Source organism: Streptomyces sp. NBC_00358, from assembly GCF_036099295.1.
GTDB lineage: Bacteria > Actinomycetota > Actinomycetes > Streptomycetales > Streptomycetaceae > Streptomyces.
The window spans coordinates 117,138-129,674 of the sequence record NZ_CP107976.1; the positions used below are offsets into that span (position 1 = coordinate 117,138).

Genomic DNA, 12,537 nt, shown 5'->3' on the forward strand with positions numbered 1-12,537 from the left:
CCTCTCCCACTACGTCGAGGGGCAGATACCCCTGGCGAGCCGTGGCCGACGCGCCGCCGCTAGCAGGTACCCACAGGGAGCTGGGTTACCCGTCACGCTCGCGCGGGTCGGTGCATAGGCCATCGTTCGCGGCATCGGGTGGCATGCGCTCGCTCCAGGACGGACGGTTGGGCGACCGACCGGACGCCCCGGCGAGCAGCGCTTCCAGAGCGCTGGTGGAGGTCTGGCGAAGACTGCCACGGCCCGCTGGAGCGCTGACGCTGCTCGCGCTCGCGTCTCTCGCGGGTGTGGCGACCGATGCCGGTCGCGGTCCGCGAGGTCGGGACGAGAAGGCCGCAGGTGAGGGCCTGTGCCGGAGAGAGGGCCGAGGAGCTGGGCCGGGTCGGCCCACCCGGCGCCGGCTTCACAGGCCGCCCCGCTCGGCTTGAGGACGGTCTCCCGCTTCCTTCTGCTGCTGGGGCGGCGGGGTTGCGCCACCTGCCCGCCTCGTCGGGCGCGTTCGATGTCCGCGGGCGGCAAAGACGTCACATGGCGGCCGCGGTTTCGGCGAGCTTCTGGAATTCGCCGAGGTCGTAGTTGGCCAGGGTCGAGTCGAGGTTGGTCAGTGCGCCGAGGTGCTCGACGAATCCCTTCGGGTTGTACTCGATCTGCAGGGCGACCCGGCTCGAGGTGTCGCTCAGAGGGTGGAACGTCACGACACCCGCGTGGTGGACGCCCTGGGTGGTGTGCCAGGCGATCCGCTCCCCGGGGATCACTTCGGTCAGTTCGGCGACGAAGTTCTTGTCCGCGCCCGGCAAGGACAACTGCCAGGCGAAGCGGCGTTCACCGAGGGGCTCCACCAGACGGACGTGGCTCAGGAAGGACGGCCACCGGGTCACATCGCTCCACAGATCCCAGGCGACGGACACGGGGGCCTGGATGTCGACGGTCTCCACCAGGGAAGCGGTCACGTTGATCCCTCTTTCTCCTCGGGTCGGCGCCGGGGGCGGCGACGAGTCGGTGGAACCCAGCTACCCCAGCCTGTGCGCCCCATACGACGCTCCCCCAGTCCGCCGGTTCCGCCGGCGCGGCGGCGGGCCCAGCCGGCCGCCCGCGGATCCTGGGCGGCGCCCGGCCCGTGACCGGAGGTGCTCGGACGGGGAAGAAGGCGGTGCCGACCGGCGTCCGACCGGGGATTCCCGGCCCGCCGTCAGAGATTCTCCGGGTTGGCAGCCCAGGCTCCTCAGGAGTGCAAGGCCTCGCTCCGCGCCGCCGCGCGGGTCTTGGCCCAGGCCTGCGGAAGCTGTCGCTCCCGGGCGCCGGACGCGGCCTCCTCGTGGCCGTGCAGGACGCCCCAGGTGAAGCCGGGCTCCCCCGCCGCGTGGGCGCGGACCGCGGTCCGGCGCAGGGCGTCACGCGTCACCACACTGTCGTGCTGGGCTCCACTCACCTGCTGCACGGCCACGCGTCTGCGGAGCAGATTGTCGATGCGGCTCTCGCGACAGCGCCGGCCGCTGGCGCCACCCCGTCCGTTGGCACCGCCCCCGCACCGACCTCTCCCTCATCGACACCCCGCGCACCGACACACCCAGGTGAGACGCGAAACAGCCCCGCCTGTGAAACCTGCGCCTGGACGGCCTGAGGTGTATTTAGGTTGACGGCGTTCAGTCAGCGATGAAACGGTCACGGGGCGTCATCAATACGACGCTTCGCACCACCTCCCCGCTGACCACGGGGAGAACAGAGGGGAACGCACATGCTTTTCAACACTTCCGTCAAGGCAACGCTGGCTGCTGCTGCCGCCATGTCGGCCCTGCTGGTCCCGGCGGCCGGGTCCGCGTCCGCCGCGTCCTCCGCCTCCGGCGAGACTGCCACAGCAGCGGCCGGCAGTTTTGACGCCGCGTGCAGAAGCCACAGCCGTACCTACGTCCTGAAGAAGTACTACAGAGGGCCCCAGCTCTTTACGCTGCGCTGCGGCACAAGCACGTGGGGCTGGAAGCACATCAAGGCGGGGCACGGCTGGAACAGCACGATGGACCGGAAGATACACGCGGCCATCTGGTCCGGAGACCCCAATGGCCGCGGCGGTTACTCCACCTACCTCAATCAGTGCCCGCGAGTGGAAAAGTTCCGCACTATCATCGGTACCCCAGCCGGGACCAACGACCTTTTGACGGCCTACAAGGTCGATCAGCCAGCCGTGGCCAGTACTCCTGCCTGCTAGACGCCGCGTGGGGGCGTGGGACGAGATGAAAGGGTGGTCGGTCTCGGTGGAGGAACAGACATCAGCCGAGCAGGCTCTGAGTCGCTCGTACGTCACCGCTGACGGACTCCGTTTCGATGTCATCAGGTTGTCGGTTGAGCACCATCCGGACCGCAGCGCGACGTTGACGTACCGGCTCACTGTGGGCCGCCGAGGCAACCAGGATGAGCACTGGGTAGTCACTCTGCCCTGGGGCGACAAGTCCTGGGTCGATGTGCTCACCTCTCCCACGCCCCCTCCCGACCGACTGCAGCAACTCGTGCACCTCGTCCATGCACACCTGGAAGAATGGTGGGACACGAAGGGGCACAACCGGCATTCGGCAAAGATGGGGAGGCGGCTTAGCTGATCCTCTCGCGCCGACTCTGGCGTGGGTGCGTGGGCGAAGCGGCGCACGGTGGAGTGGTCGAGCCGCAGTCCACGGCGGCCAGGTATTGCCCCCGGCCAGTCGCTGCTGCACTGCCTCGTAGCGTTCGGTGGTGCGGGCCACCAGGCGCCGGGGGCGGCCCGCGAAGTCGAGTGTCCCGTCCGGCGGTACGAACGGGATGCCCTCCGCGATGGACAGCTCTCCGGTGACCAGGTCCCCGGCGGTGTCCACCTTGGCGGCCAGGGGTGTCGCGAACACGGCCCGGATGCAGGTGTGGTGGGCGCCGACCGTCTTCTCCAGGGCCTCGGCGAGGTTCCGCCACAGATGCCAGCCGTCCGCGATCTGCTTCGCCTGCGGGGCGCCGACGCGGGCCCCCTCCGCAGAGGCGATACCCGGTCCCGGCAGATGATCTCCACCTCGGGGTGCCCTTGCAGCCAGTCGGCCAGCGGTGCGGCGTCCCGGCCGGGCAGCACATCGAGCGGCCGGCGGGCCTCCAGGTCGATGAGGATGGTGGCGTACGAATCGCCCTCGTGTAGGGCGAAATCGTCCACGCCTAGCACTCTGACCTGGGCTGGAGGCGGTTCGGGGACAGTGCGAAGGAGATGCAGGAGCGTGTCCTTCGCGACACGGATGCTCAGCGCGCCGGCAAGCCGCGCCCCGGGACGCCCCGCCAGTGTCAGGGCGATCGAGGTGAGCACCGCTCGAAGCAGTGGGGTGTAGCGGGCGTGCAGGCTGGCCAGTCCTTGAATCTGCTCGGCGAACGTCACCGCCGGGCAAAGGGAGTTGAGGCACTTGAAACGTCGCACCAGGAACTCGATCACGACGGGTGCTGCACCGAGGGATGCGTCAGCGAGAAAGCGCAGGAACCGGCCGTGCACCCGCCAGGACGGCATCGCGCAAGACGTATATCTCGCCAGGAGCGTCCGGCACGACGTACGAAACGTGACCACCCCGGCGGCCCGCTCGACGGACTCCACGACCACACTTGCCAAATGAGGCAGTAACCGCCTCAAATCCCCTGAACCTCACACCGATATATGCCCAGTTCAGGCGGGCGGCGTCACAAGATCGTCGACGGAGCCGAATAGGATCCCACCATCCGCAAGACCTGGGTCGACGGCGGTTACCGCCAGCACCTCGTCGAACACGCCGCCACTCTCGGCATCGACATGCACATCGTCCGCCGCTACCCCACCACCAGAGGCTTCACCGTCCTACCCCGCCGCCGGACGGTCGAACGCACCCTGGGCTGGCTGATGAACCAGCGCCGACCGGCACGCAACTACGAGGCCAAGCCGCATCGCTCCGAAGCCATGGTCCACCTCGCGATGATCAACCTCATGACACGACGCCTGACCGCGGAATCCACCCCGAGTTGGCGCGGCACCTGAACCCACCCCAACCAGGCAATCCGGGATGAAGCAACAGGAGAAAACGCCCCTAACAGAATGGGCCCTGCGGGCTGATCTACACAGATCCCGGCTCGCCGTCGGCGACGAACCGCGTCAGGGATTGCTCCAGCAGTTCCAGAAACTGCCGCAGGTCGTCGGCTACCTTGTCGAGCTCTGGTTCGTCCAGTGATGCCGTGGTCACCGACCATCGCCGTCTCCCGCTGGAACGCCGTTTCCAGCTCCAGGACCTCCAACGGCCCATCGACCTGCGCGACGGTAGTGGGGTGGCCGGTGAGCTGTACCGGTGCAAGAACGGTCCTCTCGCACTGCGTCGCGCTATGCACAGGCCAAAGAGCTGTTCAATGACCTGACGGGGCGGGCATTGGGTGTGCAGGTATCCCCTGACTCCCAGGAGCCCGGCACGGTACTCATCGATGTCACCGTCGTCGACGGAGACCACGAAGTACCCATCGCCTTCGCCGGGGCCGGCATCCAGGAAGCGCTCCTGTTGAGCACTCTACTCACCGGTGAGTCTGGCCGTGCCATCGTCCTTGATGAGCCGGCCGTCAACCTGGAACCGACCCTTCAGCGCCGCGTCATCCCGGCACTCGATGCCCGCGCCCAGTGCATCGTGATCACCCACAGCGCCGATCTGGTGCCCGCCAGCACCCCTGCGAACCTCTCCCGCATCGTGCGGTTGGCCCCTCACCTGTCAGGCACCCAGGTCTTCCGCACACCCCATGACCTGCCAGCGCGGGCGCGGGCCAGATGGCTGCAGCGTCTGGGTACATCGGAGGCCCGCGCCCTACTGTTCGCCGCCGGAGTCATCCTGTGTGAAGGCGCCACCGAAACCGGCGCCCTGAGCCGGTTGGTGGGACAGCCCCCACTGTCACGAATGGGCCCACTCAGCGCCCGCCAACATCTGCCTGATGAAAGTCGACGGGGACAAGGCTTTCGACGCCTAGATCGATTACCTCGAAGCCTTCGGCATCCCCTGGGCAATCGTCGCCGACGACCCCGCCCTCAGCCACGGCAGCCGCCTGCACGACCACCTCGCGACCAAGAATCTCCTCCCAGACGGCCAGCCGGAACCCGGTGACATCTTCACCCGCTGGAAGGACTACTGGGAAGGAGCAGGCGTGTTCACCTTCGCCCGCGAATTCGGCACTGACGGCAACAAGGGAGGCGAATTCGAGGCCCTGCTCAGCGAGCTCGATCCCGAGCTGTACGAGCAGGCCAAGAAGGAACACGGCCGGAGCAAGCCCCGCGTACTCCCACTTCGCAGCAGCGCGCCCCACGCCACCGGCCACAGTCACCGACGCCTACCGCCGCGTCCGGAGATGCTTGGATACCGCACTGGGGTCGCAGGGATAGGGCACGGCACCTCAGCACCCGGAGAACTGCGTGCACAGCCCATCGCGCGGAAATGCGTTAGCGGCTGGGCACCGCCACAGCAGTCCGACATCCACGGCGCCCGGCTGCAGATGATGCTGCCCTTCGATGACACCGCCGGCACGCTCAGGTACTCCTTCACTCCAGGCAGGGAAATCGCCTGGTATCGGCGCTGGGACTGCTCAAGCACACCAACCGGCCGTTATCAAAACTCCACGTACTGGCGCATCCACGTCGAAAAATCAATACCGACAAACTGATACAGCTCACCAGGTATACGCGGGCGGTGTCTTGAACGGAGGGCGGGTCGGGGAGCCCACGGTGTCCGGACGCGATGCTGCCACCTTCGCCTTTCCCCATGAAGATTTGCCGCCCGGGTCCCGTGTCTGGGATCTTGTCCGGGGCGGCGATCTCAAGCAACGCGCTCAGCCGTCGGCATCACTCGTCTCGACCCCAACCCAGGCCTATGGGTGGAGCCGTGGTCAAGCCGCGAGCAGCGGATCTTCGGACTGTCCATGGCCATGCGAAGAAGGAGAAATAGCGTGAAAACCGAAAAGGTTACGGCTCGACGCCTTACAGGCGAGGAAGTTTCAGAATTGGGCCTGCAGGAGGAGATCTTCGTCTCGGCAGAGCTGGACGATCTTTCTCTCGACTGCTACACTCCGGCCTTCCTCACGAAGCCGGGAAAGTATTTCGATGGAGGATCCTTCATCGCAAGGACAATTTTCGGTAAGGAAATCCATGTGCTTCCGAACAATGTTGAAGAGCGCGGGATCTGGGTTGCCGACGAGGCTGGGGAAGAAATCGAAGTTCTCCAGAGTGCTGGCGTCCTTCTGAACCTCGCTCTCTTCGTGCCCGACGGGAACAAGGAATCTCTGGAGTCGCTCTACACCGCAGCAAGAGAAGCGTTCGGCGCGGGAATCGTTCAGCGCTGGAGCGAGGAAGTCGTGGCGGTGCCGGACGTCAAGGTCGACCTGTTCGAAGAGCCGGCCCGCGGGCGAAAGAGCACGAGCGGCCAGAATCGCGACCGCCGCGCTTTGGACATCTACCCCACCCGAGTGCGGTTCATAGAGCCCAGCGCCGGCTGGAAGTTCATCGTCGAACCGCATCAGGAGACCATCGACGACACCCCGACGATCTGAGCTGACAGCAGCCCGGAGAAGGTACGCCGGCGGCTGCGATCTCTCACAGTCCGATTTCTGCACGCAGCATGAGCCAACCGGCTCGGGGCGGGACGGGGCATTGGTGCCGGCGCCCCGCCCCCGCGTGACCCGCATAGGTTGCGCAGCGTTCGGCAACCCGCCGCGCGGGAACCTGCGGCTGAAACCGAGCCGGCGCATCAGCCTCGTCGCCCCCGAGACGCTGTAGGAATGTGGAACTTCCTGCCGATCAACCTGGCCACCCTCGCGGCGGTCCATGCCTGGTCCTTCACCCAGCCGTGCGCAGCCGCCTGGCCGGTACACGGCTGCAACGCCCGTACTGACGGCCTCCCCCGGCACCTGCAGACCTGTCAGTGCAGGCTGTGCGTGGCACCCACGGCACCGGGGATGCGCCGGACCGGTGCTGCTTGCCCTTCGCCAGGATCGTCCAACCCGCCATGGCTGGCGCCGGCGGCGCTCTCGTGCTGCTCAACCCGCGCGTCACCGCGTCCGCCGTCGAGGCCGACGAAGCCGCCGAGCGGTATGAAGAACGCCTCAGCTTCTTCGACGTCCGCGGCCTAGTCCCCCGCCCCCTACGGATCACCTCGAAATCGCCGCGCTGGACGGCACCACGGTGACCACGGACTACGAGCGCGGACTTGCCTGACCCATCGCTCACGAGGTCGACGTTTTCAGCCGAGCGCCGTCAAGCGACACAAGGTGCCACCGATGCTTCTCTGTCCCCTCCTCCGCGCACCATCAGATCAGCCCCCACCACCACCCGTCCGAGGGAACCCACGACGATCAACGAAGTCGTCGAACGTCGAGAGGTCAAGGGGTGCGAAGTGCGCCGAGCGCGTGAAGTTCGGTGGCTGCTTCGTACTGGCGGGGGCTGTTGAGGGCGCGGAGAGCGTGGTGAGCGGTGGTGAGGGCCTGCTGGGCTTCGTTGTGGTGGCCGAGGCGGGCGAGGACGCGTCCCAGGTCGAGGCGTGCGGGTTCGGTCCAAGCAGCCGCTGACTGTGCCTCGAAGTTGTCCAGGGCATCGCGCAGGGGTTGCTCGGCTTCGCTCCAGCAGCCCAGGGCGGCGTAGTCGTTGCCGATGTTCTGCTGGGCGACGGCCCGGTACATTTCGGCGATGCCGACAGGTCCGGGGGGCCCGGCGCTGCAGATCGCCTCGGCACGAAGGTGGACGGTCAGCGCCTCGGCGGGGTGGCCCTGCTCGCGCAGGGTGGTGCCGAGGGTGCTGAGGACGCTGAGCCGGCCGAGGACGGCCTGGGTGGTGCTGAGCGCGCCCAGGCAGGCGTCCGCGTCGCGGAGCCAGGTGATCGCCTCGTCCGGGCGGCCGGTGCGGATCAGCGCTCCCGCCCCGTAGCCCAGCGCCCAGCCGACCTGCAGCCGGTCCCCTGCCTCGCGGGCCGCCTCGAGTGCCGCCTCGGCGGCCGCCAGCGCGGCGTGGTGGTCGTAGACGCAGATGTTGTACGCCCACGCCAAGTAGTTGAGGTGTACGGCTTCCTCCTGCCGACTGCCGAGTTCGCGGGCGGCGCGTGAGGACAACGAGAACACCTCGGCCCACAGCTCCCAGTGCTGGTTGAGGTCCGAAAACCAGTGCATGGCCTCGGCCACGCCGAGGACGCGCCGGTGGCTGCCTGCCGCCGCGGCGCGGCGCAGGGCGGCGAGCCAGCTGTCCCGTTCGGCTTCGAGCCAGGCCCGGGCCGCATCCCGGCCGGCGGGGGCGGAGCACGGTTCGGGGTCACCGTATGGGGTGTCCTGGTGACGGTCGGCGTCGAACCGCAGTGCGGTAGCGGTGGCGCGCTGCAGGATCCACCGGTCCGCCCGCCCCAGTACCTCGCTGGTGCGCTCAGGACCGTCCTCAGATGCCAGTTGCTCGGCGGCGAAGACCTTGAGGAGGTCGTGGTACCGGTACCGTTCGGCGGCCGGGTGGGTGTGCAGGAGGCCGGCGTCGGCTAGGTCCTCGGCGTACTCGATGGCCTGGCCCATCGGCAGGTCGGCCAGCAGGGCCGCGACTTCCGGGCTGAAGTCGGGGCCGGCCGCCAGGGACGCCCGCCGGAACAGCAGGCGCGCCGCAGGGGCCAGCTGCTGGTAGGAAAGCATGAACGCCGCCCGTACCTGGAGGCTGCCGGCCTGCAGCGCGTCGAGGCGCCGTTCCTCGCCGGCTAACCGGGCTGCCAGCTTGCCGAGATGCTCGTCCGGCCGGGCCGCCAGGCGCTGGCCGGCGATCCGCACCGCGAGCGGCAGGCCCCCGCACAGGTCCACGATGTCACGGGCTGCCTGCGCTTCACGCTCCACCCGCTGCCTGCCGGCGATCCTCGTCAGCAGTTCGACGGCCTCCTCCCGCCGCAGCACCGCCAGCTCACACCGGTGGACCGACTCCAGCCCCGCCAGCGCGCGCCGGCTGGTGACGATCACCAGTGAGCGCCCACCGCCAGGGAGCAGCGGGTGCACCTGTTCCTCACCGGCCGCGTCGTCCAGCAGGACCAGTAGCCGCTTCTCCTTCGCGACACTGCGCCACAGTCCCGCACGGTCCCCGGTTGCCGCCGGCACAGCGCTTTGGGCCACGCCCGTCGCGCGCAAGAGCGCCGCGAGCACGTCCCGGGCCGGCACAGGCCCGGGCTGCGTGCCGTTCAGGACGACCGCGAACTGGCCGTCCGGGAAGAGCGGCGCCAGCTGATGAGCTGCGTGCACGGCGAACGACGTCTTACCCAGCCCCGGCTCCCCCGAGATGACCGCCACCGGAGCATGCTCCGGCTCCGCCTGCTCCACCCACGCCCGCAGATGGCCGAGCGCCGGCCCCCGCGCGGTGAAGTCCGCGACGCCGCGCGGCAGTTCCAGCGCCCCCCGGACCGCAGGCCCCGCGGCAACCCGCGGGCGCGGCCGGCCGGACGCAGCTGCTGCCTCCAGCTCCCGTGCATCCACGGCGTCCAGCCTCAGCGCATCGGCCAGTGCCCGCACCGTCCGGCGCTGCGCACCGCGCGCCCGCCCGCGTTCCAGATCCGCCACCGCGCGCACACTGATCCCCGCCGCGTGCGCCAGCTGTTCTTGGCTGATCCCGGCACCCGCCCGCAGTCCAGTCAGTAATTGCGCGAGCTCGCCCCTGCCCGCTGTGTCGGTCCCCATGTGAATGTCCCCTGATCAGCGCCGTCCGGTGACCGACGCGGTCCCGGCACCGATTGTCGCGTACGCCGTAGTCGGGCCGGCCCGCGGCCCGCCGTCCGCACCGGCCCGGCGCAAGGAGGGGTGTGCTCCGTGCCCGGTCCGGCGGGCCGGACCCGCAGGACGGGCCAGGGCGCGCCGTTGTCCGGCACAAGTATGGCGGGCCGCATTTCTGCCGGGCGGAACTGCATGGTGCCTACCGGGAAGCGCTGGTGGAGTCGGTGCGCAGCCAGCGGCCCGGAGGCGGCCCGCGTGCAGTGCACGCGTGCGGCAACTGCGGTTTCACGGGGGCCCGCCCCTGCGTCCGGCCGCAATGCCCTTCCGGGGCACCCACGTCGCCTCCAGCCGCAGCTCGGAGCGACTTCCTTACCCGACGAGAGGCCCCACACCCATGACTAAGCTCCTGCGTGCCGCATGCACGCGCGCTTTGGCCACCCTCCTCGTTCTGCTGGCAGCGGTGGGCCTCACCGCCCCCGCCGCCCACGCCGACACAGGCAATACGCAGCGCGTCCAGATCATTTGGAACGTCCACAGCCTCATGACGGGCGACGCGGTCACAGCTCAGCAGGACTACGCCACCATGATCGACAGCCTGCGTTCCGCAGCTGGCCACAACGTGCTGTGGGACCGGCTCGGCGACACCGAAACGCGCACCGACAATGACCACCACGTGGTGGAGATCCGCGTCATGGACAACAACGACTCGGTCGCTGGGCTCTACCTCCGCTCCGACAACCTGTACCTGATGGGCTTCTGGACCGGCAGCCCCAACTCCGGTTCGGTGACCGGGCTCCTGGGCTTCTCCGACCAGTTCCAGGAGTTGCAGTTCATCCTGCAGCGCAACGGCACTCCCGCCGCTGTCCAGAACATCGGGTACAGCTCGTCCTACAACGCGTTGGGCAGCGATCGGCGTACCAGGGTCTCCATGGATATGACACGGATTGCGCTCGCCCTCAACATGGTCCGGCGGGCGAACACCACGAACGTCCCCTACAGCACCACGGCTTTCCGCGACCAGCTGCTCATCCTGATCCAGGCCACCGCCGAGGCCGCCCGCTTCCAGGACATCCGGGACCGCGTGTGGGCCAACATCGGACTGGGCCGGGACAGCACGGTGCCGAACCCGCACCTGGACAACGACATGATCGGGCTGGAGAACAACTGGGGCCGCATCTCCACCTGGGTCCACCAACAGGTCAACGGCACCGACACCACCACCCCCCTCACCCTCAACGGCCAGAGGTTCACGAACTGGAACGTGCTGCTCCAGCCCTCCATCCGCGGGGGCATCGGCTACCTCATGGCGCAGGGGTCGTCCCGCTGACCCTGGTCGTGCGGTCCGGCGGCACACGCCGAGCCGCACGACCGGCAGGGACCTCACCGCATCAACCCACGCTGCCCCCTGCTGACGGCAGCAGCGAAGGGCGGTCGTCCGCGAGCATGAGCCCGTGCCCCTCCGGCAGTAGCGGTCTGGATCGGCCCCACTTTTCGGGCCCGAGTTGGCCCCCAACGATGCACGTAGGAGCGTTCGGGGGTTGTTCCGGCTTGAGTCGGCCCCACCCGGCGGATGCGGCTGGGACGCTCGGTGCGGGTCTCCGTGAGGGGGCGATGCCTGGTGGTGTCCTCGGAGGAAGAGCTCTTCCTCCTGATCCGCCGGGACTCGTGGCGGGGGGGTTGTCAGTCCGCGCCCTCGCGCGGCAGTACGGCGTCCACCCGCGGCTGGTACGCGAAGCCCTGTGCTCGGCTGTGGCGGCCGCCTCGGGAATACCGCGAAGGCAGTCGCCGAGGCTGGAGCCGTTCAACGAAGGGGCCGAGCAAGGCGGAGCAGTCGTCCCAACGGAGCCTGGCGGCCCTCGCGCCGGCGTCGATGCAGGCCGGGCCGGTGGTGGCGTATGCCCAGTCCACGAAGGTCACGCCGCGGTGGTGGTCGCAGACCATGTTGTCGGCCCGCAGGTCGCCTTGGACGATGCGGTTGCCGTGGGCGAGGGCGGGCCAGGCGGCTTCGAGTTCGGCGAGCTGCGGCAGACGGGCGGGGCGCGGGCGGTCGGCAGATCGGCGGCGAGTTCGTCCCATCCGCGCAGCGCCGCCGCCGTGGAAGGGGCTGCTCACCGCCGCGGCGTACGGCGCAGGGGTGGGGCTGGAGGTGAGCTTGTCCAGCAGCGCCCCGGTGTGCCCGGCATCGCCAGAGGCCAGAGGCAAGTCGGGTTGCGGACCGTCCAGTTCAGCGATGACGACGGCGGTGCAGCCGGACGCGCGGTGGATGCCCAGCAGCTCCGGGGCCGGGGCGTCCGGGCGGCAGCGCGTCCAGGACGGCCGCCTCGTGGACGTTGGCGGCGGTCAGCGGGTCGTCGTCGGGGGCCGCTTTGACGAAGGCCCGTCGGCCGCCGTCCAGACGGAGCGCCGCGGCGAGCTGGTGGCCGAAGCCGCGGCAGGAGTGACCGCGTCGATGACGAGCGCGCCCAGGGCATCTCGAGGCGGGCGCGCAGCAGCACGGGGACGTCGGTCCATTCCAGACGGCCGCTGGTGGGCGGTACAGGCATCGGGGCAGCTTTCAGAGGTCGGTATGAGAGCTGATGCCCGATTCTTGGTTTCGTGTGGGGTGAGCGGAAAGGTCGCGGCGACGTCGGTCGACTACGGCCCGGGCTGGGTGAACACGCCCTGCTCGGTCTCGGTCAGGATTCCGCGATCGGCCAGCCGTTTGAGCTTCGGGCGGGCGTTGTTGATGTTGTTGGGCGCGACTGTCGGGTTCATCGCCTCGCACACCTGTCGGGCCCGCAGCGGGTGGTCGGCCGCGGTGAACACCGCCATGATCTGCTGATAGTCCGGATGGTCCGG

The 12,537-nt window shown here is 68.9% G+C and carries 11 protein-coding genes and 4 pseudogenes; 7 read left to right on the plus strand and 8 right to left on the minus strand.

Going from position 1 to position 12,537, the window contains the following annotated elements; translation table 11 throughout:
• Nucleotides 1-524: 524 nt before the first annotated feature.
• Nucleotides 525-950, minus strand: a complete 426-nt coding sequence (locus OHT01_RS00585) for an SRPBCC family protein (protein WP_328551097.1) — start codon at nt 948-950, stop codon at nt 525-527.
• 272 nt (nt 951-1,222) lie between these two features.
• Nucleotides 1,223-1,438, minus strand: coding sequence for a hypothetical protein (locus OHT01_RS00590; protein WP_328551098.1), 216 nt, complete (start codon nt 1,436-1,438; stop codon nt 1,223-1,225).
• A 297-nt stretch (nt 1,439-1,735) separates the two neighbouring features.
• Between OHT01_RS00590 and OHT01_RS00595 the strand changes: the two genes are divergently transcribed.
• Nucleotides 1,736-2,203 (plus strand): hypothetical protein, encoded by a 468-nt coding sequence (locus tag OHT01_RS00595; RefSeq protein ID WP_328551099.1) that lies wholly within the window; start codon nt 1,736-1,738, stop codon nt 2,201-2,203.
• 810 nt (nt 2,204-3,013) lie between these two features.
• On the opposite strand, the pseudogene OHT01_RS40085 reads toward OHT01_RS00595, so the two are convergent.
• Nucleotides 3,014-3,502: pseudogene (locus OHT01_RS40085) on the minus strand (transposase); the annotation flags it as partial.
• Nucleotides 3,503-3,700: 198 nt separating this feature from the next.
• On the opposite strand from OHT01_RS40085, the pseudogene OHT01_RS00600 reads away from it, so the two are divergent.
• From OHT01_RS00600 to OHT01_RS40090, 3 genes and pseudogenes are all read left to right on the plus strand, one after another.
• Nucleotides 3,701-4,000 (plus strand): annotated as a pseudogene (locus tag OHT01_RS00600) (IS5 family transposase); the annotation flags it as partial.
• A gap of 25 nt (nt 4,001-4,025) precedes the next feature.
• A complete protein-coding gene (locus OHT01_RS00605; RefSeq protein WP_328551100.1) occupies nt 4,026-4,190 on the plus strand; it encodes a hypothetical protein in 165 nt (54 codons plus the stop codon).
• Nucleotides 4,191-4,388: 198 nt separating this feature from the next.
• A pseudogene (locus OHT01_RS40090) lies at nt 4,389-4,637 on the plus strand (hypothetical protein); the annotation flags it as partial.
• Between the two features lie 268 nt (nt 4,638-4,905).
• On the opposite strand, the gene OHT01_RS00610 reads toward OHT01_RS40090, so the two are convergent.
• Nucleotides 4,906-5,250, minus strand: a complete 345-nt coding sequence (locus OHT01_RS00610; protein WP_328551101.1) for a hypothetical protein — start codon at nt 5,248-5,250, stop codon at nt 4,906-4,908.
• On the opposite strand from OHT01_RS00610, the gene OHT01_RS40095 reads away from it, so the two are divergent.
• Nucleotides 5,140-5,652, plus strand: coding sequence for a hypothetical protein (locus tag OHT01_RS40095; protein ID WP_443043343.1), 513 nt, complete (start codon nt 5,140-5,142; stop codon nt 5,650-5,652). The genes OHT01_RS00610 and OHT01_RS40095 overlap by 111 nt on opposite strands.
• Before the next feature lie 282 nt (nt 5,653-5,934).
• Complete coding sequence (locus OHT01_RS00615) at nt 5,935-6,534, plus strand: hypothetical protein (protein WP_328551102.1); 600 nt, start codon at nt 5,935-5,937, stop codon at nt 6,532-6,534.
• A 145-nt stretch (nt 6,535-6,679) separates the two neighbouring features.
• Here the strand turns inward: OHT01_RS00615 and OHT01_RS40100 are convergent.
• Together OHT01_RS40100 and OHT01_RS00620 are read right to left on the minus strand one after the other, a co-directional pair.
• Nucleotides 6,680-6,839 (minus strand): annotated as a pseudogene (locus OHT01_RS40100) (helix-turn-helix domain-containing protein); the annotation flags it as partial.
• 523 nt (nt 6,840-7,362) lie between these two features.
• Entirely contained in the window at nt 7,363-9,666 is a 2,304-nt protein-coding gene (locus OHT01_RS00620; protein WP_328551103.1) for an ATP-binding protein, read from the minus strand.
• A 427-nt stretch (nt 9,667-10,093) separates the two neighbouring features.
• Here OHT01_RS00620 and OHT01_RS00625 point away from each other — a divergent pair, with 427 nt between their 5' ends.
• Complete coding sequence (locus OHT01_RS00625; RefSeq protein WP_328551104.1) at nt 10,094-11,026, plus strand: ribosome-inactivating family protein; 933 nt, start codon at nt 10,094-10,096, stop codon at nt 11,024-11,026.
• A gap of 353 nt (nt 11,027-11,379) precedes the next feature.
• Here OHT01_RS00625 and OHT01_RS00630 read toward each other — a convergent pair whose 3' ends face one another.
• Nucleotides 11,380-11,973 (minus strand): phosphotransferase, encoded by a 594-nt coding sequence (locus tag OHT01_RS00630; RefSeq protein WP_328557984.1) that lies wholly within the window; start codon nt 11,971-11,973, stop codon nt 11,380-11,382.
• A 360-nt stretch (nt 11,974-12,333) separates the two neighbouring features.
• Complete coding sequence (locus tag OHT01_RS00635; RefSeq protein WP_328551105.1) at nt 12,334-12,510, minus strand: hypothetical protein; 177 nt, start codon at nt 12,508-12,510, stop codon at nt 12,334-12,336.
• Nucleotides 12,511-12,537: the final 27 nt, after the last annotated feature.